At 62.9% G+C, this 26,254-nt stretch carries 17 protein-coding genes; 8 read left to right on the forward strand and 9 right to left on the reverse strand.

What is annotated here, in order from left to right; genetic code table 11:
* Positions 1-100 precede the first annotated feature (100 nt).
* From KY495_RS07210 to KY495_RS07230, 5 genes are all read left to right on the forward strand, one after another.
* On the forward strand, positions 101-2,926 hold the full coding sequence (locus tag KY495_RS07210) for a type VI secretion system Vgr family protein (protein WP_229518521.1): 2,826 nt from the start codon (positions 101-103) through the stop codon (positions 2,924-2,926).
* 12 nt (positions 2,927-2,938) lie between these two features.
* Positions 2,939-3,937: a DUF4123 domain-containing protein gene (locus KY495_RS07215; RefSeq protein WP_219882997.1), complete on the forward strand. Its 999-nt coding sequence runs from the start codon at positions 2,939-2,941 to the stop codon at positions 3,935-3,937.
* 12 nt (positions 3,938-3,949) lie between these two features.
* A complete protein-coding gene (locus KY495_RS07220; RefSeq protein WP_219882998.1) occupies positions 3,950-7,057 on the forward strand; it encodes a T6SS effector BTH_I2691 family protein in 3,108 nt (1,035 codons plus the stop codon).
* Positions 7,054-8,043, forward strand: coding sequence for a DUF6708 domain-containing protein (locus tag KY495_RS07225; protein WP_219882999.1), 990 nt, complete (start codon positions 7,054-7,056; stop codon positions 8,041-8,043). The genes KY495_RS07220 and KY495_RS07225 overlap by 4 nt, the downstream gene beginning before the upstream one ends.
* 112 nt (positions 8,044-8,155) lie before the next feature.
* The gene (locus KY495_RS07230; protein WP_219883000.1) at positions 8,156-9,148 is read left to right on the forward strand and encodes a DUF6708 domain-containing protein; all 993 of its coding nucleotides are present in this window, start codon (positions 8,156-8,158) and stop codon (positions 9,146-9,148) included.
* Positions 9,149-10,028: 880 nt separating this feature from the next.
* Here KY495_RS07230 and KY495_RS07235 read toward each other — a convergent pair.
* The 3 genes from KY495_RS07235 to KY495_RS07245 form a co-directional block, all read right to left on the reverse strand.
* Positions 10,029-10,538, reverse strand: coding sequence for an outer membrane beta-barrel protein (locus tag KY495_RS07235; RefSeq protein ID WP_219883001.1), 510 nt, complete (start codon positions 10,536-10,538; stop codon positions 10,029-10,031).
* A gap of 101 nt (positions 10,539-10,639) precedes the next feature.
* Positions 10,640-12,841 (reverse strand): ATP-binding protein, encoded by a 2,202-nt coding sequence (locus KY495_RS07240; RefSeq protein ID WP_219883002.1) that lies wholly within the window; start codon positions 12,839-12,841, stop codon positions 10,640-10,642.
* A gap of 23 nt (positions 12,842-12,864) precedes the next feature.
* Positions 12,865-14,625 (reverse strand): M14 family zinc carboxypeptidase, encoded by a 1,761-nt coding sequence (locus KY495_RS07245; protein WP_219883003.1) that lies wholly within the window; start codon positions 14,623-14,625, stop codon positions 12,865-12,867.
* 144 nt (positions 14,626-14,769) lie between these two features.
* Here KY495_RS07245 and KY495_RS07250 point away from each other — a divergent pair, with 144 nt between their 5' ends.
* Together KY495_RS07250 and nhaA are read left to right on the forward strand one after the other, a co-directional pair.
* Entirely contained in the window at positions 14,770-15,162 is a 393-nt protein-coding gene (locus KY495_RS07250) for an MAPEG family protein (RefSeq protein WP_219883004.1), read from the forward strand.
* A 161-nt stretch (positions 15,163-15,323) separates the two neighbouring features.
* The gene (gene nhaA / locus KY495_RS07255; protein ID WP_219883005.1) at positions 15,324-16,553 is read left to right on the forward strand and encodes a Na+/H+ antiporter NhaA; all 1,230 of its coding nucleotides are present in this window, start codon (positions 15,324-15,326) and stop codon (positions 16,551-16,553) included.
* A gap of 11 nt (positions 16,554-16,564) precedes the next feature.
* On the opposite strand, the gene KY495_RS07260 is transcribed toward nhaA, so the two are convergent.
* From KY495_RS07260 to hppD, 3 genes are all read right to left on the reverse strand, one after another.
* Positions 16,565-16,957: a DUF3224 domain-containing protein gene (locus tag KY495_RS07260; protein ID WP_219883006.1), complete on the reverse strand. Its 393-nt coding sequence runs from the start codon at positions 16,955-16,957 to the stop codon at positions 16,565-16,567.
* A 100-nt stretch (positions 16,958-17,057) separates the two neighbouring features.
* Positions 17,058-20,612: an indolepyruvate ferredoxin oxidoreductase family protein gene (locus KY495_RS07265; RefSeq protein ID WP_219883007.1), complete on the reverse strand. Its 3,555-nt coding sequence runs from the start codon at positions 20,610-20,612 to the stop codon at positions 17,058-17,060.
* 21 nt (positions 20,613-20,633) lie between these two features.
* Entirely contained in the window at positions 20,634-21,767 is a 1,134-nt protein-coding gene (gene hppD / locus KY495_RS07270; protein ID WP_219883008.1) for a 4-hydroxyphenylpyruvate dioxygenase, read from the reverse strand.
* Positions 21,768-21,892: 125 nt separating this feature from the next.
* On the opposite strand from hppD, the gene KY495_RS07275 reads away from it, so the two are divergent.
* Complete coding sequence (locus KY495_RS07275; RefSeq protein WP_219883009.1) at positions 21,893-22,402, forward strand: Lrp/AsnC family transcriptional regulator; 510 nt, start codon at positions 21,893-21,895, stop codon at positions 22,400-22,402.
* 473 nt (positions 22,403-22,875) lie between these two features.
* Here KY495_RS07275 and KY495_RS07280 read toward each other — a convergent pair whose 3' ends face one another.
* From KY495_RS07280 to KY495_RS07290, 3 genes are all read right to left on the reverse strand, one after another.
* Positions 22,876-23,553: a GNAT family N-acetyltransferase gene (locus KY495_RS07280; protein ID WP_219884146.1), complete on the reverse strand. Its 678-nt coding sequence runs from the start codon at positions 23,551-23,553 to the stop codon at positions 22,876-22,878.
* 96 nt (positions 23,554-23,649) lie between these two features.
* Positions 23,650-25,173 carry a DAHL domain-containing protein gene (locus tag KY495_RS07285; RefSeq protein WP_267876166.1) on the reverse strand — a complete coding sequence of 508 codons (1,524 nt, stop codon included), beginning with the start codon at positions 25,171-25,173 and terminating at the stop codon, positions 23,650-23,652.
* Positions 25,170-26,147 (reverse strand): cytochrome-c peroxidase, encoded by a 978-nt coding sequence (locus KY495_RS07290; RefSeq protein WP_219883010.1) that lies wholly within the window; start codon positions 26,145-26,147, stop codon positions 25,170-25,172. The genes KY495_RS07285 and KY495_RS07290 overlap by 4 nt, the downstream gene beginning before the upstream one ends.
* Between the last annotated feature and the right edge of the window lie 107 nt (positions 26,148-26,254).

Consider the following 26,254-nt stretch of genomic DNA (forward strand, 5'->3'; position numbering starts at 1 on the left):
CAAAGACCGACATCGACAGGCAAAAAAAGAAGGCTCCAAAGTGTAATAAGATACAATGTTGCACACACATTAATTCTTATCGCTGCGGAGCCTTCCTGCCATGCCGAACAACGCCCTCATGCGTTTGCACAGCCTACTCGGCGCGCTGACCCAGGACACTCGCCTGCTGCAGCTTGCTACCCCGCTGGCCATGCTAGTGCCGGAATGCGTGCGCGGCGAAGAGGGCATCGACCAGGGCTTCCGCTTGACCGTCAGTGCGCTGTCGCCGGATGCCGGGATCGCCCTCAAATCCCTGATCGGCCAGCCGGCCCTGCTGCAGCTGCTGACCGCTCACAGCCGCGACGCGCTGCGTCCCTTCCACGGCTACATCACGGCTGCGGAAATGAGCGGGGCTAACGGCGGCCTGGCCCGTTACCTGCTCACCATCGAACCGTGGACCCGGTTTCTCGAGCACGGGCGCGACAGCCGCATCTTCCAGGATATGACGGTGTTCGACATCCTCGACACCGTGTTCGCCTCCTGGCAGGGCAAGGGCAAGCTGGCGCCGCAGTGGCGCTTCGACATTGCCCGGCGCGACATCTATCCGGTGCGCAGCCTGACTACGCAATATCAGGAAAGCGACATGGCCTTTGCCTCGCGCCTGATGAGCGAGGAAGGCCTGTTTCATTATTTCGAGCATGCCGGCGCCCCCGGATCGCCGGCGCTCGGTCAGCACACGATGGTCATTGCAGACCACAACGGCAGCTTCCAGCCCAATGTCCAGTCGAGCATTGACTTCACCCAGTCCAGCGCCGTCATGAAGCGCGATGGCCTGGACAGGTGGCGCACCGAGCTGCGCCAGCAGGCCGACAGTGTCGAAGTGCTGAGCTGGGACTACCGCCGCAACAGCGCCCGCAGCGCTGCGGCAACCGCCGGCCAGGCCGGCCTGCCGGCTGTGCGCGAAGCACTGGGGCCGTACGCCTTCGAGACAGCAGACCAGGGCCAGCGGCTGGTCGACAACCTGGTGCAGTCGCTGGGCGCCAGGCGCAAAGTCCATGTGGGGGCCGGCACCGTGCGTACGCTCGCCCCGGGCACCACTTTCGCCCTGCACGGCCATGCCGTGCATGACGCCGCGCCCGATGACGACGCCCGCACCTTCGTGGTCACGCGCGTGGTGCACCTGATGCACAACAACCTCAGTGCGGAGCTCAGAAGCGAAGTGAGCGAGCGCCTGCCCGTGAGCAGCCTGGAACAAGCCATTGGCCGCGATGCCAGCCACAGCCTGCATGCGGTGGGGACCGAGCAAGGCGAGCGTCCCTTGTACCGGGTGCGCATCGACGCCATCCATGCTGGCGTGCCGTATCGCGGCAGCGTGCTTGATGACCATGGCGCGCTGCGCTTTCCGCGCCCGACCGTGCGAGGCCAGCAAACGGCCATCGTGGTGGGCGCACTCGGTAATTCCGTGCATACCGACCGCGACCATCGCATCAAGGTGCAGTTCCACTGGCAGCGCGGGGTGCAAAGCCACAGCCGCCTGGTCCACGGTGCCCCGGATGGCCACACCGGTGCGCCGGGCGACGACAGCGCCGGCACCTGGGTGCGGGTGGCCACGCCCATGGCGCCGGTGGCCGGTGCCAACTGGGGCAGCAGCGCCCTGCCGCGCGTGGGCCAGGAAGTGCTGGTCGATTACCTGGAAGGCGATATCGACCGCCCGGTCGTGATTGGCTGCCTGTACAACGGCCAAGGCCAGGATGACGCCGCTGGCAACCAGGTGGCTGGCGGCGCAGGTGCCAGCACCGGCAATGCCCCGGTGTGGTTCCCCGGCAGCGGCGGCGCGCATGCACATCCGGCGTCCCTGTCCGGCTTCAAGTCCCAGGCCATGGCGGCGAGCCAGGGCGGCAGCGGCGCCTACAGCCAGCTGGTGTTTGACGACACGGCCGGCAAGGCGCGTGTAGTGCTGCAGCGCCACGCGGCGGCCCATCGCGGCACCGACGAGCTTAATCTGGGCCAGCTGCGCCACCAGTGCGACAATGAACACCTGGCCCCGGCCGGCTTCGGCGCCGAGCTCAAGAGCGAACACAGCGCCGCCGTGCGCGCCGGCAGCGGCTTGCTGCTGTCAAGCCACGGGCGTAGCGGCGACAGCGCGGCCCAGCTTGATTCGCGCGAAGCACTGTCGCAAATCCAGGCCAGTACCACTTTGCTCTCCGACATGGCGAGCACCGCGCAAAAGCATAACGCGAAGCTCAAGGATGCAGAGCAGGCCGATGAAGCCGCACCCGACAAGCTGCCTGCAATCGAGGCAATGGCCGCCAGCGGCGCCGTTGTTGCCGCCATCGGCAGCGGCGGCGGCAAGGGCGATGCGGGCGGTGCGGGCGAGGCCATTGCCTACAGCAAGCCACAGCTGCAGTTATCCAGCGCGGCCGGCATTGCCGCCTCCACGCCCGCTGCCGTGGTAATCAGCGCAGGCAATACCAGCGCCATCGTGGCCGGACAAGACATCAATTGCGTTTCGCAAGCCAACAGCCATTTTCTGACCGGGAGCGGCATCAGCCTGTTCACTTATGGCAAAGCCAGCAGCGCGGACAAGCCCAACCAGGAGACCGGCATCCGCCTGCATGCGGCTAGTGGCAAGGTCAGCACGCAGAGCCAGTCGGGCGCGGCCAGCCTGACGGCCGACAAGGCCATCACGGTCGCAAGCGTGACAAAGAGCGTGACCGTGGGTGCCGGCAAGCATGTCATGCTGACCGCCCAGGGCGCCTTCATCAAGCTCGAAGGCGGCAACATCATGATCCACGGACCGGGCAAGATGGAGTTCAAGGCCAGCAAGAAGGAGCTGACGGGGCCCAAAAGCGCGAGCCAGAAGCTGACATTGCCGCCGCCCGGTAAGCTAGCGCAATGCCCGGCCAAGCTCGACGCAGCCGGCAGCGGCGGCGCCAGTGCAATTTAGACGACTGCGCTGATGGATGCCACCATGCGCTCCGCCACGCTGGGCCAGTTGGGCCAGGCCCTGGACCAGCCGCTCTCGATCTACCTGCTGGTCGACCCCATGCTGGGTGAGCCCCTGCCCGGCTTGAACACCGCGGACAGCGGCGATGTGGATGCATTGCGCCAGGCAGCCTGGCAGCGCGAGGTGGCCACCATCCCCCTGCATCCCTCGGTCAGCCTGGACCCGTACCAGTATCCTTACCTGGTTAATATGAACGGGCTGGATGACCCGACGCTGGAGTTGTCGCTGGAAATCGCGCACGAGGAGCGCAGCGACGGCCTGGACGCCGGTTTGGCCGGCGAAGGCGGGGCCGCCCTGCGCATCGGCGGCTGGCTGCAAACCAGCATGCACATGGATCAGCTGGCCACGCAGCTGTCGTCGCTGCTGCGGGTCAATACCGAAGCGCGCACCAGCGCTACCTATCTGCGCCTGGTGGACCGGCGCGTGCTGGCCCTGCTGCGCAGCGCTGCCGGCGACGACGCCGTGCGTGCGCAGTTCGGCCGGCTGCACAGCTGGACTTACCTCGATTCGCTCGGCACCCTGGCCAGCCTGTGCAGCGCGGGCGAGGCCGCTGCACCACTGCGCCTGTCGGCGGCCGAGTGGGAGCAAATGGCGCTGGGCGCCACACTGCACCGCACGCTACGCCAGTGGCTGGGGGAGATGCAGCGGCGCGCGCTGCCGGTAGCAGAAGATGAGGCGGCCCTGTTCCGCCGCGCCGCCCACGCGCTGATCGGCGCCCGCGCACTGGCTGCCCAGTTGCCGCACCGCTTTCGCGAGCAGCATGACCTGACCACATGGGCGGCACTGTCCATGCTGCACCCGGGTCTGTGGGACCACGACAATATCCGGCAACTGATGAGGCGGGCCGCGAGCGAGCAGGAAGAGTCGGACCGTCTTGTCTATCTGGTGGCAGATATCGAACAATTGATGGCCGCCAATGCGGAAGGCGCGCGCGCCCCTTCCATCGGTTAATTCAGGAATAGTATGCAAGAGAAGAAACAACAAGGCTGCAACAAGTGCAACAAGGCCACGCTGGCGCTGCTGCTGTTGCGGCCCTCGCCGGTGGCCAAGTACAAGCCACTGGTACCAGGCGGCGCGGCCACCGTCGGCATCCCGACCGAGAAGATTGCCAGCATCGTGCCGGCTAAGCAGCCTACCCAGTCGCGCTTTGCCCTGCGCCTGCTGCGCGCTGGCTATGTGCATGTGTATATTCCCAAGCCACCAGCAGGCGTGCCCGAGTGGACGCGCTACCGCATCACGGAAGATGCCGATCTTGTCACCGAGCAGAACGCGCTGTTCAAGCAGCCAGAGGCGCGCGTGAAGTGTTTTGAGGACGGCCATAGCCGGATGGGCATGAAGCTGTTGCCCATTCCCCAGGCGCATCTGATTGACGGCGTGTGGATCGCCTTCAGCGCCAACTTGTGGGATGCCAAACTGCGCGCCAGCATCAAGAAAACCTTGCCGGCGATGGCCGCCGGCGCCGCGACACCAGCTGGCCTGCCCATGCAGTTCGTGGCCATCGGCGGCGGCTCGGCCTGTACTTTCGAACCGACCGCGGCGGCTTTGAGAGCCTATCTGCTGGAATCGACCATCAACACGCTCAAGATTGGTGCGGACAGGGAAAACGACTTCACCTTCACCTCCATCGCAGGCGAAGTGGAGCAGATGGCCAGCGTCATGGTCAAGGCCGCTGCATGCCACAAGGTCGCGTCCATCAAACCGCAGGCAGTGATTCTGGCCGACCCGGTCGGCGTGGCTGCTGAGCTCAACACGATTCGCCTGCGCCGCGCCATGCTCATGCGCGCGGAAGCGGCCCTGCCGTACAACGTGCATGCCCACAACAGCATGAGCATCGTGGACGGCATGAAAAGGAATATGGTGGACGCGGCCTATGGCGAAAGTCTCGGCAAGATCAGCCCGATCAAGAACAAGCGCGACGTCATGCGCGGCAAGTACCCAATAGGGACCAAGTTCTACGTCCTCAACGATGCCGAGCGCGCCCAGATGCTGGCGCGGCACAACGGTTCGTCCCAATATGCCCACATGAAGGCCCACCTGGCGCGCAATGTGTACGGCCGCCTCATCTACCCTGACCAGAAGGCGCGCCAGCTAGCCTGGGCTGAGGAAAAATCACGCCAGACCTGGGAAAAGATGGCGCCTTATTATGATGAAGTGGCACGCGAGAAGTGGCTCAAGACATTTGAAGAGGACATGAAGGTCAAGCATTACGACCAGCTTGAAAAGATGGAAGAGGACTGGTGGGCCGCCGTCGAGGATGCTAAGACCAAAGCCTATTTCGCCCTGCACTTTTGCGAAAATGATCCGAACAGCCCGCTTCAGTGCCATTCGCCCGGCCTCACTTATACCCGCGAAAGCAATCATATTCATGTTCCGGGCCCCATCACGACCGGCAAAGTGCTGGGCAGCTATGTGAAGCTGCTCGAAGGCAGCTTCTTGAACGAGAGTTCGGTTGCCTTGCGAGCGCTGGCAGCCAACCAGGACCGCTTTCTGCGCGCTTTCGAAGTGCTCACGGGCGACCCCAACAAGGAAGTCAAAGAAGACCCGAACAAGCAGGATGGCGCCGGCAACCTGGGCGGCATGCGCGACAAGACCTTCGACATCCTCAAGGAAGTGGGCGCCGTCAAGAAATATAGCTGGATGGGCCACGGCATGGCTTTTTATGGCCTGGGGATGATGACCGCCATGTCCGCGGGCCTGGTAAGTGCCGCACTCAAGCATCCCATTGGACAGGCCCAGATTCGGAAAATGCAGTACTTGTGGGGAGTGCGCCAGAGCATGGAATATCTGGCTGATGCCAGGCTGAACGACTCCGCCAACGCACGCGCGCCCAAGGTGGCAGTGCTGATCAGGATGAGTATCACGGCCCAGCAGGCAATTGACATCCGCAATACGCGCTCGCCCGTCAACAACCAGAATCTGGGCGTTGGCGAAGCCGAACTCAACGCGAAGCTGGCCGCCGGTGAACGGGTGCCGCTGACCCTGCTGACCGACACTGAAGCACTGGCCGCAGAAGGCAACGATCCGCTCAAGCTGGCGCAGAAGGCGGACGTCGGCGAGGTCAAGATGGCCGGGGCGACGGCACACGCCTTGGGCAGTGCCGGCGCCGCTCGCATCCTGAACGCGGACGACTACGTGCGCATCGCCCAGCGCAACCAGACCTTAACCACTGAGTCCCTCACAAAACTACGCAAGGCCATGGCCAACCCGTGGGGCAAAGGCATTAACGCCATGTTCACCTCGCTGGACGGCCGTCTTGCAATCGGTGTCATCGCCGTTCAGACCCTGGGCGTGATGCACGGTTGGGAAGCCTACAAGAGAGAAACGGTGGCGGAAAAAAAATTGGCAGCGCGCACTGGCCTGCTGGACAGTGCATTTGGCCTTTCCGGTGGGCTTTTTCAGCTGTTGGCGATTGGTTCAGAGGTCAGCACAGCGTCCAGAGCGATGATGGTTACGGGTGCCGCTGCTACTGCAGGCGGCGACGCTGTTGCCAAATCATTGACCTTGGTTGCTTTCAAGTCCCTTGCCAACCTGGCGGGTATCGCTGGCGGGGCAATCAGTTATTTTGCAAACAAGGACTCCGCTAAAAAAGCGAAGGACGACAAGGATGCAACCGTCACTTTTTTTTACTCAGCATCGGCAGCTGCTTTTACATTGACCTCGGTTACTACGGGCCTGGTCATGGCGGGTCAAATTGCCGCGACGAGCGCGGCACGCGCAGTAGTACCAGTCATTGTCACCACTGCCGCAAAGCGGCTCGGGGCCACAGGACTCGGGGTGGTACTTGGCGTGACCGTCACCGTGTCGGGCCTGGCGTTTTTCTTTCTTATCGCTGGAGTCTCGTTGCAAATTGGCGCTATCCTGCTCACTCCGACCCAGCTGCAGCGCTGGATCAGCCGCTCATACTTCGGCAAGGACCGTAATTTCATTATCACTGGCGGGGACCGCCGCGAGGACAGCTTCAGTCATGGAGACTGGAAAGCCGAGTTTGAAGCATTTTCCCAAGCAGTTGGGTTGAGCGCCCAGGAAGCCAATCAGATCAGCGCAACACTTGAATCAAAGGAAATGCCATGAAGTTGTCTGACCCAGTAGCGCCAGTTAACGGCAAGGGTAATTTTGTCCCCCCAATAGAAGGGATTGGTAGTGGCCGCCTGATCAGCCGTTTCAAACGGAACCAGCCAGCGAGCGAGCAAACACGGGCTTTTGGACTTATCAAAAATACATATCAAGACGCGATCGAGTACAAAACGGTTCCGGCCCAGGTGCGCGGCTTAATTTTCCTTTTTGGTTTAGCAGGCGCGCTGGTACCGATTTTCGGCGTTCCAACGATGTATGCAGAGCTCGTCGAGCATGATAATCCGAGCAAATTCGATTACGCTTTCATGGCCATTCTTGCCGCGATTGCGTTGTTCACCGGCCTGGTACTTGTGTACACTGCTCGTCTGGAGTTTTTTCGCCCTATTGACGAGCCGGTAATCTTCGACCGGAAGAACAGAAAGATTTACCGCGTTTTTCGGGCGGTCCAGCCCGGCGTCAAAGGACTGTTTCAGCGTTGGCCATTGCAAACTGCTGAACATCGCTGGGATACAATAACGGGCGAATACCGTGTGACAATCACGCCCACGGGCTCGACGGTCTCAGCATCCCATGCGCTGCATTTCGTGGCGGTGGAGCGGCAGGGCGAGTCAACTTTGCTGCAGGATTTCCAAGTCGCAAATCCCCTGCTACTTGGCGAGTTCACCATTGGGCCTTTTTGGGAACACATCCGGCGCTTCATGGAAGAGAGTGGGCCCCATGTTCCTTCAACCGAAGCGGTAAATGTGGAACCTGTGCCTTCATCCCTGTGGCAGAGCCTGGGTGCGGTCGGGCCATTCGGGCCAAACTATTTCAAATGGTGGCGAACCAATACAACCGCTACGGTTTTCATGCACCTTTTTATCTGGTTGGTGCTGCCATTCTCGCTAGTCTGGGCGGTATTGAACTGGCTCAGTTATGCCACAGCTACTTCAGTCCATTGGCCAGCTAGCGTCATCGAAGCGATCGGGCCTGCGAATGAATGAATCGATCACCTGCACGGCCGTTTGCACGGAGCCAAGTGGATAACACTGATATATCGAACGCGCGTAGAAGACACCTGCCCCTGTTCTATTATCCTCAACAGTCAGGTCAGGCATGAATCGCCCTTCCCGCTCTTCTCGGGCCAAAGCGTCCAACCGCGTCCTCAGAGAGCCCCTTGTCAAAGGGCTGGGCAGTGGCCGCCTTGTCATCAGCTTTCTACGCGGACAGCGTGCCAGCGATTACGCCCTGGCGTTCGGTCTGATCAAGCGGACTTACCAGCAGGCCATCGAGTACCGGACCGTGCCGGCCCAGGTACGCGGACTCACTTTCCTGCTCGGCCTCGCAGGCGGCGCGCTGCCCATTGGCGGTGCGCTGATGACGTTCGCCGACATTGCCGAACGCGGACAGTTCGGCAAATTTGACTTCGCAATGATTGCATTTCTGACGGTGCTGACGACATGCGGGGCCCTCTTGCTCGTCTACGCGGCCCGGCTTGAGTTTTTCCGGCCAACCGACGAACCCGTCATCTTTGACCGCAAGAGCCGCAAGATCTACCGCCTGTATCGCGCTGTTGAACCGGGACTCAAGGGCCTGTTCAAACCATGGCCTCTGCGCACCGCAGAGCACGACTGGGATGACGTGACGGGAGAATACCGCGTCATCATCACGCCCACCGGCGCCACTATATCGGCATCCCATGCGCTGCACTTTGTCGCGGCAAGGCGGCAGGGCGGGGCAACGCTGGTCGAGGATTTTCAGGTGGCCAACCCATTGCTGCTGGGCGAGTTGACGGTGGCGTTATTTTGGGAACACATTCGCCGTTTCATGGAAGAAGATGGCCCCCATGTGCCGCCGTCCGAGAGCGTCCACGTGGAAGCGGTGCCCTCTTCCCTGTGGCAAAGCATCGGCGCCGTCGGGCCATTCGGTCCCAATTACCTGCGCTGGTGGCGCACCAGTCCGGTGGTGACCGGCTTTATGCACCTGTTCATCTGGCTGGTGCTGCCCTTCACGATGGTCTGGGCCATTCTCAACTGGCTGAGCTACGCCACTTCCGTCCCGGTGCAATGGCCGGCCGAAGTCGTTGAAAGCATTGGTCCGGCAAATTGACGAGCAAGCGGCCATCAAGTAGAAAGCCGCCGGCTTCGGCGAAGGACAGGCAACCCGAGCCCGAGCCTCGGAGCGGACGCTTGATTAAATCTTTCAAACGCGGCGAGCCTGCCAGTCCAGGAGCCACAGCTTTTGGCCTCGTCAAACGAACCTATCGCGATGCAATCGAATACAGAACGATCCCTGCGCAAGTGCGCGGCCTGGTTTTCCTGTCCGGCTTGGCCGGAGCGTTTCTGCCTATCATCGGGTGCCGAGGATGGTGGCGAATATCGTCGCGCACAGTGAGCTGGACAAGTTTGACTTTGTGATACTGGCATTTCTGGCCGGCGTGACGGTATGCACCATCCCATGCGCTGCATTTCGTGGCGGTGGCGAGGCAGCGCGAGTCAACTCTGCTACAGGATTTCCAAGTCGCAAATCCCTGCTACTTGGCGAGTTCACCAATGGATCTTTTTCGGAAGACATTCGGCGCTCCATGGAAGTGAATGAACCTCACGTTCCGCCAACTGAAGCCATAAATGTAAAACCCGTGCCTTCATCCCTTGGCAGAGTCTGGGGGCGGTCGGCCCTTTCGGCAGAGCATGGGTGCAATTGGCCCTTTGGCCCCAACTACCTGACATGGTGGCGGACCAATACGGCGGCTACTGTGATACTGCACTGTTCAGCTAAATATATCTGCCGTTTTCGTTGGTATGCGCTAGCTTCAACTGGCTCAGCTATGCCACCGCCTTCCCGGTGCAGTGGCCCGCGCAAATCGTCGAAGCCATCGGGCTGCTGCCCGGCTTGAGGGTGCGGGCGTGCACGCTCCCTGACCGATCTTTGACGAAACTGCGCTCGAAAAAAAACCCGCCGAGGCGGGTTTTTTCTTGTGCGGCAAATATTAGAACTTGAACGACACGCCAGCGCTGACGTTGGTCATGTCGCTGTCTGGACGCTGCACTTCCAGGCGTGCCGACATGGTTGGGGTGATTGCATAGCTCAGACCCACGCCATACAGAACGCCCGAATCGTCGCCTTTTGCGGTGATGCCATTGCCCGACACTTCAGCGTTGATGCGGTTATAGCCCAGGCGGCCATACAGACTGAACTCATTGGTCAGCGGCAGGCCGGCGATTGCCGACAGGCCGATCTGGTCAGCGTTGACGCTTGCGCCGAAAACCTTAACATCGAACAGGCGACGGTAGTTCGCTTCAATAGCGAACGTCTGGTTCAGCTGGTAGCCGGCGAAGATGCCAACGCTGGTATCGTTGTCCTTGATGCCGTAGTCATCAACACCGTCAACGCGGGTCTGGCCAACGTCTGCGCCGATGTAGAAAGCAGGAGCGTCAGCCGCGGCAGCGGTCGACGCAACGATAGCCAGAGCGGCTGCGGCAGCGATTTTTTTCAACATGATAGTAGCCTTAAAATAGGTAAATTATGGGAGCGGACGATAGCGGATATTGTCCGGGGTCCGCATTATGCCACAAAGCGGTGCGTAATGTTGCTATGTGGTCAATTGCCGACAGTCTTGCTGGCTTTGGCAATGGCATCGACCAAAGCGTCGAGCTTGGCAGGCTTGGTCAGATGGATATCAAAGCCACTTTCCAGTGCGCGGCTGCGGTCGCCGTCCTGGCCATAGCCGGTCAGGGCGATGAGGCCAATTCGGGCCGTGGCGGCCAGCGCGCGCAGGCGCACCGCCACTTCGTAACCCGACAGGTCGGGCAGGCCGATATCGATCACGGCCACGGCCGGCAGTTCCCGCTCGGCCACCAGCAAGGCTTGGCGCCCGTTAATCGCCTGCAAAACCGTGTAGCCGCTGATGGTCAGGACCTGGGTCAGCATCTCGCGCGCGTCATCATTGTCGTCCACTACCAGCACGCGCAGGCCCGGCGCCATGGCGGCTGGCTCCGCACGCGCCTCCACCGCCGGCGCCGCGCCGCTGGCCAGGGGCAGGACCACGGTAAAGACGCTGCCGCGCCCTTCCCCTAAACTGTCGGCCCGCACGCTGCCGCCATGCTGCTCCACCATGGCCCGTACCACGGCCAGGCCAATACCCAGCCCGCCCTTGGCGCGGTCAATCGAGGCCGCGCCCTGCATGAACACATCGAACACCTTGGGCAGCAGCGCGGCACTGATGCCGATGCCGCTGTCGGCCACTTCCAGCACGGCCTTGCCGTCCTGCGCGGCCACCGTCACCCGCACTGCGCCACCTGCCGGGGTGTACTTGAAGGCATTGTCGAGCAGGTTGTTGATGATCTGCTCCAGCCGCATGGGGTCGGCCTCGACCGGCGCGGCGCCAATCTCGGCCGTGATGGCCAGGCCCTTGCCAAGGCCGCGCATGTCCATGCTGTCGAGGCAGGCGCGGGTGACCGCGCCCAGGTCGAGTGCCTGTTTGGTCAGCGAAACCTTGCCGGTCATGACGCGGCTGGCATCGAGCAGTTCGTCGACGATATTGACCAGCAGGCCGCACTGGCGCCGGATGGCCTGGCGCGCGCGCTGGCTGGTCTCGGGCGTGGCGCCGGCGTATTCAAGCAGCGAAATGCCGGAGGTGATGGCGCTTAAGGGGTTGCGCAGCTCATGGCCCAGCATGGCCAGGAAGTCGTCCTTGGCCCGATTTTGCGATTCGGCCACGGCGCGCGCGTCACGCGCGTCAGCCAGCAGGACTTCGCGCTCGTCGCTGCTGCGGCGCAGGGCCAGGCCGGCATCATGCAGGGCCGACTCCAGCTTGCCCACTTCATCGATCGGCGACACGGCAATGACGGGCACCATGCCGCGGCCCAGGTCAAGCGCCGCGTGCGAAGCATGGTCGAGCGCGCGCACCAGGCGTTTGCCGAACAGGTAGGCCGCGCCAATGGCCAGCATCAGCGCCGCCAGCACGCCAATGGCGCTGAGCATGACGGCATTGCGCGCCGCTGCCTCCACTTCGCTGACCGGCACCCCGACCGCCACCGTCCATCCGGACATGGGCGAGCGCTGCAGCACTGTGTAGAGCGACGTGCCCTCCCGGCTGTGGTTGCGCAGCACATCCGTGCGGCCGTCGCGGATTGCCCGCAGCAAGTCTTCCTTGGGGAGCTTGCCCACGAACTCGGCCGGCCCCCGGTTGCGCAGCACCGTCACGCCATCCTGGTCGAAGATGCCGATCAGCCAGCTGGACGGCACATTGTCGGCCGGGAACGCGCGCTGGAAATGCGCGGCCGGGTACCACTGCGAAATGACGACCCGGCGCCCGTCGTTCAAGGTCGCTGCCTTCTCGAGCGTCGCGACGTATTTGCCAGTGGCGCGGCCCACGATGAGCCTTGAAATATGGTGCCGGCTGTCGGCCAGCGCCTGCGCCACCCGCTGGCGCGTGGCTTCCTTTGGCGGCGCAATCGCGGTGCCGTAGGGGACGGCCGTGTTGAACAGCTGCCTGCCGTCGCTGGAGATGAGCGCCGTTTGCAGGCCGCTGTCGCCATTGGCCTCGCGGGCACGCTCGTAAAAGCCTGCGAGGTCGCCCTGTTCCAGCACCGTTGAGGTGGACAGTGCGTGTCCCAGGCCGGCGGCGAAGCTCCACTCGCGGTCGGTGGCCAGGCTCGTGGCGCGCGCCGCTTCCCGCATGCTGCGCAAGGCCGCCTCGCGCTCGCCGTCAAGCAGCGCGTCCAGGGCCAGCGCGGACGACAGCACCACCGGCACCAGCAGGGTGCCGACCATGAGCGCCAGGTGCACGCGGATTTTCACGGCCATCCTTGTAGGCGCAGCCGTTACAGCGCCACGTCGGTGCGCATGACGGGATAGAGATTCAGGCGCTCATCCCACGACGAATGCAGGCGCGCAAAAAACTCCAGGCGGGCCGCACCATCCTTGGCAAAAGCGGGGTCGGTGGCCAGGCGCTGCCGGAAGCGCTCGGCCAGCGCGGGGTCGCGCGCCATCATGTCGCGCGCCTCGTCTTCAGCCACATAGTCTTCCAGGTATTCCTTGCGTTCAAAGGCGGTGTTGAACCGGCCCCAGGCCAGCATCGAATCGGGTGCCTTGGGTTCGAGCAGCGCCGCCACCAGGCGCGCCTTGGGCTGGCCGATCGGCACGAACAGCGAACCCTTGGGGATGGGGCGCGGCTCGGCGCTCCACTCGCCCTGGACAGAGACGCGCTGGTGCGATTCGAGCGAGGTGGGGCTGAGCGTGACCTTCTGGGCGCGGAAGGTTTCCACATCGGCTTTGTCGCGTCCCTGTTCCAGCACACGGAAGGTGATGCCGTGCTGGCGCAGCTTGGTGCCGACCATGGCGGCGTACGCGGCCGGCACCACGTAGCCTGCCGCCGGCAGTTTCACCTGCAGGTCCGGCACCATCTCGTCGCGCAGCGGCACGGTCCAGATCTGCGGGCGTGTTTCGTCATAGCGCGTCATGAGCTGGCCCGACACGTCCGACGGGGTGCGGGAGTAGGCATAGCCGCGAAAGTCGATCATGCGTGCCTTGTCGGTCGCCTTGTACGACAGCGGCACGGTGGCCGCGCCCAGTTTGGCCGCGCGTGCGTCGGCCTGGGCCACCGCCTGCTGCCACTTGGCGCCATGCTCGGCCACCTGGGACAGCACCGACACCACGGTATTGCGCGTGATGCGCACGCGCGTTGGATAATCCTTCCAGGCGTGGGTCTCCACCAGCATGGCCAGGCGGTTGCGCAAGGGGATGTAGCCGGTCGAAAAGCGCGGATCGGACACATTGTCGATAAAGCCCGAGGCAGGATTGTCGGTGTCGGCAAAGGACATGTAAAAGGCATGCGGCATCGATCCCTGGCGCGTGAGGTCGGCCAGCACATTGTCGCGCAGCTCGCGGCCGCTGGCGCGCAGGGCCTGGTCGGCCGAATGCACGGGTTCGACCTGGATCGAGACATCATGTTCGAACTTGGCGCCGTTGGTTACATGCAGATCGATGTAGGTCAGCGGGTCCCAGGCATTGACCAGCGCCAGCATGGCCTGCATCTCGGGGCTGTCGGCCTTGGCATAGTCGCGGTTGAGGTTGAAGTTCTGGGCGGTCGCGCGCCAGCCCGTTTCCACCGGTCCGCGCTGGTTGGGGCGGTTCCACTTCTTGAAGCGCTCGTGGCCATCGATATTGAAGACGGGGATGAAGAGCACCACTTGCTTGTCGAGCGCGCCGGGGGCGGCCTTGTTTTCCAGCACTTCGCGCAGGGCCAAAAAGCCGGCATCCTTGCCGTCGATTTCACCGGCGTGGATGCCGCCCTGGATCAGCGTGACCGGCAGGGAGCGCTTTGCGGCCGCCTGCGCCGTCATGGCGCCGGTGCGGGTGACGACGAGTGCCTTCATGGGACGCCCTTCCGGCGTGGTGCCGAAGTCGATGCACTTGGCGGCCTTGGGATAGGCCCGCTGGAACTGCGCACACAGCTTGATCACTTCATCATAGCGGCCAGTGTGCGTAAATTGCGACCGCTCGGCAATGGTGCTCAGGTCGGGGGCGGCGTGGGAAGGGGAAAGTGCGCCCAGCAGGGCAAGCGTCAACACACTACGGATCATCGGTAAGGCTCCGGCAGGAAGGAAAAGTGCCCGGCGGATACCCGGGGTGCGGAAATTATAGTCGTGTTTGAGTGACAAGGCCGCCCGTACGCGTTTATGCTTACCGGTAGCGCTCGTTTGAGCGCGTCAACGACGAGGCCACATATGGAACACGAATTGACCATCCTGGGCTGGACCCTGGTGCTGGCGCTGGTGCAGATCCTGCTGGCGGCGGCCATGCGTGACGCTGAAACGGGGCTGGCGTACAACATGGGGCCGCGCGACGGCGAGGCGCCACCCATGCGCCCCATCACGGGTCGCTTGCAGCGGGCCCAGAACAACCTGCTGGAAACGCTGCCGCTGTTTGCCGCTGCCGTGCTGGCCGCGCATGCCCTGGACCGCACCGGGGGCACAACGCTGCTGGGCGCCCAGATTTACCTGGCCGCACGGGTACTCTACGTGCCCCTGTACGCCTTTGGCGTGCCGCTGGTGCGCTCGCTGGTGTGGCTGGCGTCGATTGGCGGCCTGCTGCTGGTGATCAAGGCCATCCTGTTCTAAGAACCGGCCATGCCTGGTCATTGGCGAGCTGGCGCGCGCCAATGACGAGCCGCTTACGGCATAGTACGCATACATCTTGCCATCTTGAAAAGGCGCGCGGCGCCTGCCGCTGCCAGCCTGCATGGCGATGCAGTTTCAGCCTGACCGCTAAAGGAAAAAAATTGCGCATCGAAAAACGCCTCTCGAAAACGTTCAAGCAATTTACCCAGTCCGGCAAGGCGGGCGGCATCGTCCTGATTGCATGCACGCTCGTTTCGCTGGCCATCGCCAATTCATCCTTCGGTCCTGCCTACCTCGGTTTCTGGCAAACCTATGTGGGGGGCCTCACCATCGAGCACTGGGTCAATGATGCCCTGATGGCGATTTTTTTCCTGCTCATTGGCCTGGAACTGGAGCGCGAGCTGTACAACGGCGAGCTGTCCGACCTGCGCAACGCCATGCTGCCGATCATGGCGGCGGTGGGCGGTATCGGGGTCCCCGCGCTGATCCACTTCCTGCTCAATGGCGGCACCCTGACCCAGGCCGGCGTGGGCATCCCGATGGCCACCGACATTGCCTTCGCGCTTGGTGTGCTGGCCCTGCTTGGCAGCAAGGTGCCGGCCTCGCTCAAGGTTTTCCTCACGGCGCTGGCAGTCATGGATGACCTGGGCGCGATCATTGTCATCGCTGTCTTTTACACCGCGCAATTTTCCTTCCTGTATCTCATATCCGCGCTCGGCGTCTTTGTCGGCCTGCTGCTGATGAACCGGGTGCTGCGGGTGATGGCGCTGCTGCCCTACCTGATTGGCGGCGCGCTGATGTGGTTTCTCATGCTCAAATCCGGGGTCCATGCCACGATTGCCGGCGTGCTGCTCGCGTTCGCCATTCCCTATTCCGCCACGGAAGACGATGCCACGTCGCCGTCGCACCGGCTGGAGCATGTACTGCACAAGCCGGTCGCCTTCCTGATCCTGCCGGTGTTTGCACTGGCGAATACCGGCATCCTGATCGGCACCGGCTGGGCCCAGGAGCTGCTTTCCGCCAACAGCCTTGGCATCCTGCTGGGCCTCGTGATAGGCAAGCCGCTGGGCGTGTTCCTGTTCAGCTTTGCCGCCGTCATGCTGGGCGTGTGCCGCCTGCCGCTCGATTTGGCCTGGCGCCATATCCTGGGCGCCGGTTTGCTGGCCGGCATCGGCTTTACCATGTCGATCTTTATCACCAATCTCGCCTTCATCGGGCAGGCTGGCGTGATCAACGGATCGAAAATGGCCATTTTGATTGCCTCGCTGACGGCCGGCCTGATTGGCTTTGTGTGGCTGAAGATGTTCGGTGCGCCGCTGGCGTCCGATCCCGATCCCGACACCATGGACTTCGACACGTCGCCCCTGCCGGGCCCGCTCGGCTCGCGCTAAAGGGGCGGATTTTACAGGGAGTACGCGAACTCGTAGGCGTGCTCCCCGCCCGCGATCATGATCTTGCAGCTGCCCTCCAGGCCAGCCAGTTCGCCCGTGCCCGACCCCGGCACCACGGAGATGGCCAGCTGGCTGGCGCCATCATGCATGACGCCGGAATGCTGCAGCGCGAAGCTGCCGCTGCGCCCGTCGAGGATTGCCGTCACGTGTTCGATAGCAACGTAGGCCGCTGAACCCGCAGCCGGATTGCCGGCCGAGAGCATTTCGCCCTGGCCCACGCCCACCATGTCGCCGCCATACTCCTTGTCGATCAGCATGCGGCCCACGGCCACGCGCCCTGCGCCTTCGCCCGCCGGCGCCGGTTTCATCACGATCTCGAATGTGCCCTTCGCTACCTTGCCCATGCCATTCTCCCAAAGTGAAAAAAGCCTGCGCGGTGAACCCGGGCAGGCTTTTTATTGTAGCGCCCCGGGCATTGCTGCCCGGGCGCCGGTATCGCTATTTTTATGCTGCGCGGTGTGCGCCGCCGGCCGCGCCGAAGTTGGCCAGCAGTTCGGCTTCCTTGGCCTTGGCCGCCTTCAGGTGACGCTCCTTGACATGACCATAACCACGGATATCTTCCGGAATGCTGGCAATGGCCACGGCCTGGGACAGATTGTCGGCGGTCAGCTTCGGCAGCAGGCCGCTGACGGTGGCGTGGTAGTCCTTGATCAGGGCACGCTCCATCTTGCGCTCGGCGGTGTAGCCAAACATGTCAAATGGCGTATTGCGCAAGCCCTTCATCTTGGCAAGCACGCCAAAGGCCTTCATCATCCACGGACCGAATTCCTGCTTGATCAGGTGACCCTTGGAGTCGGTCTTGGCCATGATCGGCGGCGCCAGATGGAACTTCATCTTGTAGTCGCCTTCGAACATGTTGGCCACCTTTTCGGCAAACGCACCGGTGGTGTACAGGCGGGCCACTTCATACTCGTCCTTGTATGCCATCAGCTTGTAGTAGTAGCGCGCTACCGCTTCGGTCAGGCGCGTGCCGCCACCGACCCTGGCCTCCTGCTCGCGTACCTGGTCCACAAAGGCCTTGTACTGGGCGGCGTAGGCGGCGTTGGTATGCGCCGTCAGCAGCTCGATGCGGCGCTTGACGATGTCGTCCAGGGTCTGGGTGCGCTTGAACTCGATGACCTTGGCCGGCGTCGTCATCTTCACCAGCGACGGCAGGTCGTGGGCCGCGGTACGGCCCCAGTTGAAGGCGGCCTTGTTGAAGGCAACCGACACGTTGTTCAGTTCAATGGCGCGCATGATCGATGCTTCGCTCAAGGGCACCTGGCCCTTTTGCCATGAGTAGCCCAGCATGAACATGTTGGTGGCAATCGAGTCGCCCATGAGCGCGGTGGCGATCTGGCCGGCGTCGACAAAATCCACATTCTGCTCGCCGCAGGCCTTGACGATTTCTGCCTGCGAGCTCGCGCCCGGGAACTGCCAGTTCGGGTTCTTGACGAAGGCTGCGGTTGAGGAACCGGTGGAGTTGATCGCCGCGTAGGTGCGGTTTTCGCCCATGCGCGACAAGGCATCCTTGCTGGCGGTGACGATCAGGTCGCAGCCGATCACGAGGTCGGCACTGCCGGTGCCCACGCGGGTCGAGTGCAGGTCGGCCTGGTTGTCGGCCAGGCGCACGTGCGACATGACCGGTCCGCCCTTCTGGGCCAGGCCACTCATGTCAAGCACGATGGCGCCCTTGCCTTCCACGTGCGCCGCCATGGCCAGGATCTGGCCCACGGTGACCACGCCGGTACCACCGATACCGGTGATCAGGATGCCGTAGGGCGCCGCGGTGCTTTTCAGGACCGGCACAGGCAGCACTGGCGGGGCAGCTTCGCCCTTGGCAGCCTTCTTGGGCTTTTTGAGCGCGCCGCCTTCCACCGTCACGAACGATGGGCAGAAACCGGTGACGCACGAAAAGTCCTTGTTGCAGGAGGACTGGTTGATCTGGCGCTTGCGACCCAGCTCCGTTTCCAGCGGCTCCACCGACAGGCAGTTCGACTGCACCGAGCAGTCGCCGCAGCCTTCGCACACTGCCTCGTTGATGACGGCGCGCTTGGCTGGATCCGGATACTCGTTGCGCTTGCGGCGGCGGCGCTTTTCGGAAGCACAGGTCTGGTCATAGATCATGGCCGACACGCCCGGCATGTCGCGCAGTTCGCGCTGCACGTCCATCAATTCGCTGCGGTGGCGGACGGTGACGCCCGGCGCCCAGTTGTAATCGTCCGGGTACTTTTCCGGCTCGTCGGTGACGACGATGATCGGCGTGACGCCTTCGGCCGCGATCTGGCGGCTGATCATGCCCGGGTCGAGCGGGCCATCGAATTCCTGGCCGCCGGTCATGGCCACGGCGTCATTGAACAGGATCTTGTAGGTGATGTTGACCTTGGCCGACACCGCCGCGCGGATCGCCAGGATACCGGAGTGGAAGTAGGTGCCGTCACCGAGGTTGGTGAAGACGTGCTTCTCGTTGGTGAAGGGTGCCTGGCCAACCCAGGTCACGCCTTCTGCGCCCATGTGGGTGAAGGTGGACGTTTCACGGTCCATCCACAGCACCATGTAATGGCAGCCGATACCGGCCAGGGCGCGCGAGCCTTCCGGCACCTTGGTCGAGGAATTGTGCGGGCAGCCGGAGCAGAAATATGGCGTGCGGTCGGTTTCCGGATTTGGCTTCAGGCCGGCGGACTTGAGCACCAGCTCCTTGGCTTCCAGGAAGGCGATGCGCTCCTTCACGCGCTGCTCCACCGGATGGCCGGCGCAGTAGTGCGAAATACGGCTGGCGATGGCGCGTGCGATCAGGGCCGGATTGAGTTCGTACGTGGCCGGCAGCAGCCAGTCGCCGTGGCCGGACTTGCCCTTGTTGGACCACTCGCCCGTGTCGTCGAACTTGCCGACCACGCGTGGACGCTCGCCGTCCGGCAGGTTGTACAGTTCTTCCTTGAGCGCGTATTCGAGGATCTGGCGCTTTTCTTCCACCACCAGGATTTCGTCCAGGCCCTTGGCAAATTCATGCACCCCGTCCGCTTCGAGCGGCCAGGTCATGCCGATCTTGTACAGGCGGATGCCGATATCGGCCGCGGCCTGCTCGTCGATGCCGAGATCCGCCAGCGCCTGGCGCGTGTCCAGGTACGACTTGCCGGCCGTGATGATGCCGATCTTGGGACGGGGGCTGTCCCAGATGATCTTGTTGAGCTTATTGGCGCGCACATAGGCCAGGGCCGCGTACCACTTATAGCTGTTCATCCGCACTTCCATGTCGAGCACGGTGTCGGGCCAGCGGATATTCAGGCCGCCTTCCGGCAGCTCGAAGTCGGTCGGCATTTCGATCTTGACGCGGTCCGGGTCGAAGTCGACCACGGCGCCCGACTCGATGATGTCGGTCACGCACTTCATGGACACCCACAGGCCGGTGTAGCGGCTCATGGCCCAGGCGTGCAGGCCGTAGTCGATATACTCCTGCACCGACGCCGGGTACAGCACCGGGATGCCGCAGGCGTTGAGGATGTGGTCACTCTGGTGCGCAGTGGACGAGGACTTGGCCGCGTGGTCGTCGCCGGCCAGCACCAGCACGCCGCCATGCCTGGCGCTGCCGGCATTGTTGGCGTGCTTGAAGACGTCGCCGCAGCGGTCCACGCCAGGGCCTTTGCCATACCACATCGAGAACACGCCGTCGTACTTGGCATCCTTGAACAGATTGGTCTGCTGCGTGCCCCACACGGCGGTGGCGGCCAGGTCTTCGTTCATCCCGGGATGGAACTTGACGTGGTGCGCGTCCAGGTGCTTCTTGGCCTTCATGGCGGTCATGTCGACCGAAGTCACGGGCGAACCGCGGTAGCCGGTGATGTAGCCGGCCGTGTTCAGGCCAGCCTTGAGGTCGCGCTCGCGCTGCATCATCGGCAGGCGGATCAGGGCCTGGGTGCCGGTCATGAAGGCGCGGCCGCGCTCGAGCGTCCATTTATCGTCAAGCGAAATTTCGTGCTCGGGCTGGGCGCCCAGTTTGGACGGGTCTAGTGGTGCATTCATATGTGTCTCCGTGCTGCCGTATCAGGCGGCGGTCTTGGCGGTGGCTGCAGCGGGGTCGGCCAGGACGCCGCGCTTGATCTGGTCCAGCTCGATCGATTCGAACAGGGCGCGGAAGTTACCTTCGCCAAAGCCCTGGTCGCCCTTGCGCTGGATGATTTCAAAGAAGATCGGACCGATCACGGTCTGGGTGAAAATCTGCAGCAGCAGTTCGCGCTTGTCTTCGCTGCTGTGGCCATCGATGAGGATGCGCAGGCGGCGCAGTTCTTCCAGGTTCTCGCCATGGCCGGGCAGGCGGCGGTTGACCAGTTCGTAGTAGGTCTCGATGGTGTCCTGGAAGATGATGCCGCTGTCGCGCAGCTTTGCAATGGTGCTGTAGATGTCGTCGGTGCCCAGCGCGATGTGCTGGATGCCCTCGCCATGGTACTGGTCGAGGTATTCGGCGATCTGGGACTTGTCGTCGGACGACTCGTTGATGGGGATGCGGATCTTGCCGCATGGCGAAGTCATGGCCTTGGACTTCAAGCCCGTCAGCTTGCCCTCGATGTCGAAATAACGCACCTCGCGGAAGTTGAACAGGTTCTCGTAGAACGCTGCCAGTTCCTTCATGCGGCCGCGGTGGACGTTGTTGGTCAGGTGATCGATATAGGTCAGGCCATTGCCGACCGGGTTGACCTGGGCGCCGGGAATGGCGACAAAGTCGACATCGTAGATGCTGATGTCGCCAATGGCGCCGCTCTGGGCGTCGGCATCCTTGCCGCGCCAGCGGTCGACCAGGTACACGAGCGAATCGCCCACGCCCTTGATGGCGGGGATATTCAACTCCATCGGGCCGGTGCGGTTGTCAAATCCCCAGGCGCCCATGTCGAGCGCACGCTTGTAGGCAAAAGCGGCATCCTTGACGCGGATGGCGATGGCGCAGACGGACGGGCCATGGGTGCGCGCAAAACGCTGGGCAAACGAATCCGGTTCGGCGTTGATGATGAAGTTGATGTCGCCCTGGCGATACAGGGTCACGTCCTTGTGGCGATGGCGCGCGATGGCGACAAAGCCCAGCTGTTCGAACAATGCGCCAAGCGCTTTCGGGTCCGGCGCGGCGTACTCGACAAATTCGAATCCGTCGGTCCCCATCGGATTGTCCCAAGGCGTAAATTGCATGACTGTCTCCTCATTTATTAGCGCACAGTATAGTCGTCTGGCCCCGGCATTAAATTCCAATCAATGCCCACGTTTCAGGCATTTGCGCAATATAATTGCGTGAAATTGCGCGCTTTGGAGGAAAAATGTCAAAAATTGAGCTGGATAAAACAGATCGCAAGATTTTGTCCATATTGCAACAGGACGGCAGGCTCTCGAATCAGGATGTGGCGGACAGGGTCAGCCTATCACCATCGCCGTGCCTGCGGCGCATCAAACGGCTGGAGGAAGCGGGGGTGATCCGGCAATACGTGGCGCTGCTGGACCCGGCCCAGATTGGCCTGGGATTGCTGGCCTATGTCAACGTGCGGCTGGAAAAGCACAGCGAAGCGTCGAGCAATGCGGCCGGCGCGCGCCGTGCCACCAGTTCGCCGCATGCCGATTTCGCCTCATCGGTAGCGCACTGGCCGGAGGTGGTGGCCTGCTACGCCATGACGGGAGAAATGGATTACCTGCTGCGGGTGCACGTGGAAGATATGGATCACTTCTCGCGCTTCATGATGCAGACACTGCTGTCGCACCCGGCCGTGGCCGATGTGAAGTCCAGCTTTGCGCTGCAGCGGATCAAGGACACCACGGCGCTGCCGCTGGTGTAGCGGGCGCTGCCCTTCCCGAATCATTTTCCTATAGCCAGGGTCAGACCACTTAAACGCATCAAAATCAATTTCCTCAAACCAGGGTCAGACCACTTAAACGCATCAAAATCAATTTCCTCAAACCAGGGTCAGACCACTTAAACGGGCTGAAATCAATTGTCTTGTGGTTGCAAAAGTCCTACAAAAATTGCTGGCGAACCACTTTGAAAGGGCGGCGACGGGATGCGGCAGAAAGCTTCAGCCCACGCCGGGTTTAACCGTGCGCGATTCGCCCGCTTTTCATCGAATTTTGGCTTCGAAGCACGATCGGACCCGGCCACGCCTCGTGCCGGGCCAGTGCAACTCGCCGCAGGAAATTGATTTTCGCCCGTTTAAGTGGTCTGACCCTGGCTATAGGAAATTGATTTTGACCCGTTTAAGTGGTCTGACCCTGGTTTGGGGAAAGTTATGAGGGATTGGTCGGCAGTAGGGTCTCAGCGGTCGGCGCTGAAAAACTTGGCTGCGAAGCGCTTGTTGGCCTTGAAGTTGTAGTCGAGCGTGGCCACCTGCTCTTCCAGCGCTTCCTGCAGCAAGGTGGCGGGACTCGCCGCCGGCAGGCGCAGGTAGGCGTCCGCTTCGCCACGCTCGCGCTCAATCTGCATGCCGGCCTTTTTGGCAATGTGCATCATGGTCTGGTTCGACGACAGGCAGTGCATATACAGCGTATCGACATCGTTGTTGCGGCAATGGATGGCGGCCCGCTCGAATAGCCGTGAACCAATGCCGCGCCCGCGCGCCGAACGCGATACCGATACGCCAAACTCGGCAATGCGGGCCTTGGTGGTGGCACCGCCAACAGGCATGGCCGCTTTCGGCGCGAAGGCCAGGTGGCCCACCGCCACCAGACGGAACATCCGGTTGTAGACGCCATAGATGGTGTCGCGCGTGAAATCGATGCCGGCGACATACTGCTCCAGGCGCTCGTCCGACAATACAGTGCCGAACCGAAGTAAGCGGTCGCTATCGTCCAGATCAAGGAAATGCCGGCGCATGCGGCGCCGGTCGCGCTCGCCCAGCTGCTTGACCAAGACGGCACGGCGCGGCCGGGGACCGTGCGGCCTGCCCGTTTCGGGCTTGCGCAGCCAGCGGCCCAGCTGGATCGGAAGCGACATCGTAAACATGGAATTCTCCTGCCATTGTGCATTGCACCATAAAGCCATTGTAGCGCAACGGAAAAGGAGTTTTCGAGGCCAGACTCTAGCGTGCGACTAGAGAATCCGGTCCAGCACCGGGTCGGCCAGGCGCTGGGACCAGCGCGCATGGCCGCTGATGGCGATGCCGTTCTTGCCGTCCTGCTTGGCCTGGTACATGGCCTGGTCGGCGTCAGCCAGCAGGGCCTGGGCGCCGCGCGCACGCCCTTCCTGGCCGTTGGCGCTGGAAATGCCGATGCTGGCCGAGATGGTGATGGGATGGCCCTGGGCCTCGCGGATGCCGCAGATTGCTTCCAGCGCCAGCTCGGCCACGCGCCTGGCGCCTTCGCGGTCGCGCACTTCTTCAAGCAGGATCACGAACTCGTCGCCACCGAGGCGCGCCAGCACGTCTTCCTTGCGCAGCTTGTCCTGCACACGGCGCGCCACTTCCTGCAATACCACGTTGCCGGCGGCGTGGCCCCAGGTGTCATTGACGGCCTTGAAGCCGTCAAGGTCGATGAACATGACCACCACATTGGTGTTGCGGCGCGCCGCGCGCAGCATGGCCCGGTCCAGCAGCTGGGTGAACTGGCCATAGTTGATGAGGCCGGTGAGCATGTCATACATGGCCAGCTTTTCCAGCTGCTCGCTTTTCGCTTCCAGCGCGGCGGTGCGCTCGGCCACGCGCAGCTCCAGCGTTTCGTTGGCGCGCTTGAGGTCGCGGTTGACCTGGTTGATGATCAGGTAGCTGCGCCGCAGGCGCCGCGCGAACAGGACCACCAGGAACAGCAGCATGCCCGAATAGGCGAACAGGTAGCCGCGCCAGCGCTGGCGCTCGATCTGGACCTGGCCGAATGCGCGGTCGAACTGGGTGGCCAGCCGCCCCAGCAGTTCGCCGGTGCCGGTGTCGGCAATCTGGCGCTCGAGCCGGTTTTCCAGCTCGCGATAACGCACAATGGCGCGCGCGTGGGCGGCCATGGCCTCGATGGCCGCCCCCATGGTCGGCGAAAAGCCGCTGCGCAGCGATTCCACCAGCACGATCTGGCGTTCGATGGCCGTTCCCAGGGCCGGGTCCGGCACCATGTTGTAACGTAGCAGGTCGGTCAGCAGCGTGTTGAGCGCGGCATCGAGCGCCAGCACCGTGCGCGCCGGGACCAGGGCCGCCTCGATGCCCGTCAGTTCCGTCTTGAGACCGGCAATGGCGGGCGGGATATACATGAGCGAATTGCGCAGCACCGCATTCTGGCTCTTGAACTGTTCCACCAGCTCTTCCTTCTGGCGCAGCGCGCTGACCAGCTGGCCGTAGGTGGCAAGCGCCTCCGGCCCGCGCGTCATGGCCAGCGCCGATGCCACCTCGGTTGTCAGCTGGTGCATGCGCGGCAGGGGCGCCACCAGGGGATCGTAGTCGGGATTGAGTCCCACGTGCGAACGCAGGATGTTGACGTTCCAGCCGGCATCGAGCTTTTCCAGTTCACGCAAATTGAGCATGACCCGGTTCTGGGCATCGATGTCAATCGCCTGGGTACGGTTAAAAAGATAACCAAGAGTTACAACGAGGAGTGTGAGCAAGGCAATTGCAGCTACGCGCCGCGGCAAGCTCACGGCGTCGCTCCCGATGCCGGCTTTGATTCGCCGCTCAGGGAATGGAGGAAGCGCACGATCAGGTCGCGGTCCTGGGCCGAGGCTTCGCGCCCCAGCTGGTATTTGAACATGGCATCGACCGCTTCTTTCAGCGTCGACACCGAGCCGTTGTGGAAGTACGGCGCCGTCTGGGCCACATTGCGCAGGCCGGGCACGCGCAGCATGTGGCGGTCGGCTTCGCGCCCGGTGACGGAATAGCGGCCCGGGTCGGCCGTGATGGGCGCACCGGGAACCGGCCGGCGCATGGCGCCGAAACGCTGGAACATATTGCCGCCCGCGTTGACGCCCTGGTGGCAGCTGACGCAGCCAAAGCTCTTGAAGCGGGCATACCCGGCCCGCTCTTCGGGGCTGAGCGCGCCATGCTCGCCAGCGAGGTAGCGGTCGAAGCGCGAGGGCGTGAGCAGGGAGCGCAGGTAGTGGGACAAGGCATCCTGCACGCGCTCGGGACTTATCTCCTCGCCATAGGCGCGGCTGAACTGGGCCGCGATCGCCTCGTCGCCGGTCAGGCGCGAGGCCACCAGAACCCAGGGCGACACCTTGCTCTCGCCGGCGGGCCCAAACACGTGCTCCAGCACGGCGTCCATGCCGCCGCTGGCGCCGAGCCAGCCCTGGCGGTAATTGAGGACACTGTTATACACCGTGGGCGTGTTGAAGCGGGTCAGGATGCCCCCGGGGCCAAGCGAGCGCGCCAGGCCGTCGGCCCCACCGTGCTCGCTCTTGTGGCAGCTGGCGCAGGTTTGCGTATTGTCGCGCGACAGGCGCAGGTCGTGGAACAGGGCACGGCCGAGCGCCACCCGCGCCGGATCGAGCCCGGCTGCGGCGCGCAGCGGACGGATGGGTTCTGCCAGCAGCGGCTGGGCAAGACTGACGCCACTTGTGCACAGCGAAATGCAGATCGCATAGAAGGTGGCGGCAAGGTGCCAGGGGGACCGCATCAATAGCCTTTCAGGCAAACGATCGAGCTTCAAGAATAGCAGGATTGCGCCCGTGCGCAGACACAAATGACGCACAGTTACAAAGGAGCGGCGCGCGGCCCGTGCCC

This window comes from Massilia sp. PAMC28688 (genome assembly GCF_019443445.1).
In the GTDB taxonomy this organism is placed as follows: Bacteria; Pseudomonadota; Gammaproteobacteria; order Burkholderiales; family Burkholderiaceae_D; genus Telluria_A.

Bases quoted from the DNA above. Each gene is read 5' to 3' on its own strand.
- KY495_RS07210 (WP_229518521.1), top strand. From the start codon at position 101: ATGCCGAACAACGCCCTCATGCGTTTGCACAGCCTACTCGGCGCGCTG.
- KY495_RS07215 (WP_219882997.1), top strand. From the start codon at position 2,939: ATGGATGCCACCATGCGCTCCGCCACGCTGGGCCAGTTGGGCCAGGCC.
- KY495_RS07220 (WP_219882998.1), top strand. From the start codon at position 3,950: ATGCAAGAGAAGAAACAACAAGGCTGCAACAAGTGCAACAAGGCCACG.
- KY495_RS07225 (WP_219882999.1), top strand. From the start codon at position 7,054: ATGAAGTTGTCTGACCCAGTAGCGCCAGTTAACGGCAAGGGTAATTTT.
- KY495_RS07230 (WP_219883000.1), top strand. From the start codon at position 8,156: ATGAATCGCCCTTCCCGCTCTTCTCGGGCCAAAGCGTCCAACCGCGTC.
- KY495_RS07235 (WP_219883001.1), bottom strand. From the start codon at position 10,538: ATGTTGAAAAAAATCGCTGCCGCAGCCGCTCTGGCTATCGTTGCGTCG.
- KY495_RS07245 (WP_219883003.1), bottom strand. From the start codon at position 14,625: ATGATCCGTAGTGTGTTGACGCTTGCCCTGCTGGGCGCACTTTCCCCT.
- KY495_RS07250 (WP_219883004.1), top strand. From the start codon at position 14,770: ATGGAACACGAATTGACCATCCTGGGCTGGACCCTGGTGCTGGCGCTG.
- KY495_RS07260 (WP_219883006.1), bottom strand. From the start codon at position 16,957: ATGGGCAAGGTAGCGAAGGGCACATTCGAGATCGTGATGAAACCGGCG.
- KY495_RS07265 (WP_219883007.1), bottom strand. From the start codon at position 20,612: ATGAATGCACCACTAGACCCGTCCAAACTGGGCGCCCAGCCCGAGCAC.
- hppD (WP_219883008.1), bottom strand. From the start codon at position 21,767: ATGCAATTTACGCCTTGGGACAATCCGATGGGGACCGACGGATTCGAA.
- KY495_RS07275 (WP_219883009.1), top strand. From the start codon at position 21,893: ATGTCAAAAATTGAGCTGGATAAAACAGATCGCAAGATTTTGTCCATA.
- KY495_RS07280 (WP_219884146.1), bottom strand. From the start codon at position 23,553: ATGTCGCTTCCGATCCAGCTGGGCCGCTGGCTGCGCAAGCCCGAAACG.
- KY495_RS07290 (WP_219883010.1), bottom strand. From the start codon at position 26,147: ATGCGGTCCCCCTGGCACCTTGCCGCCACCTTCTATGCGATCTGCATT.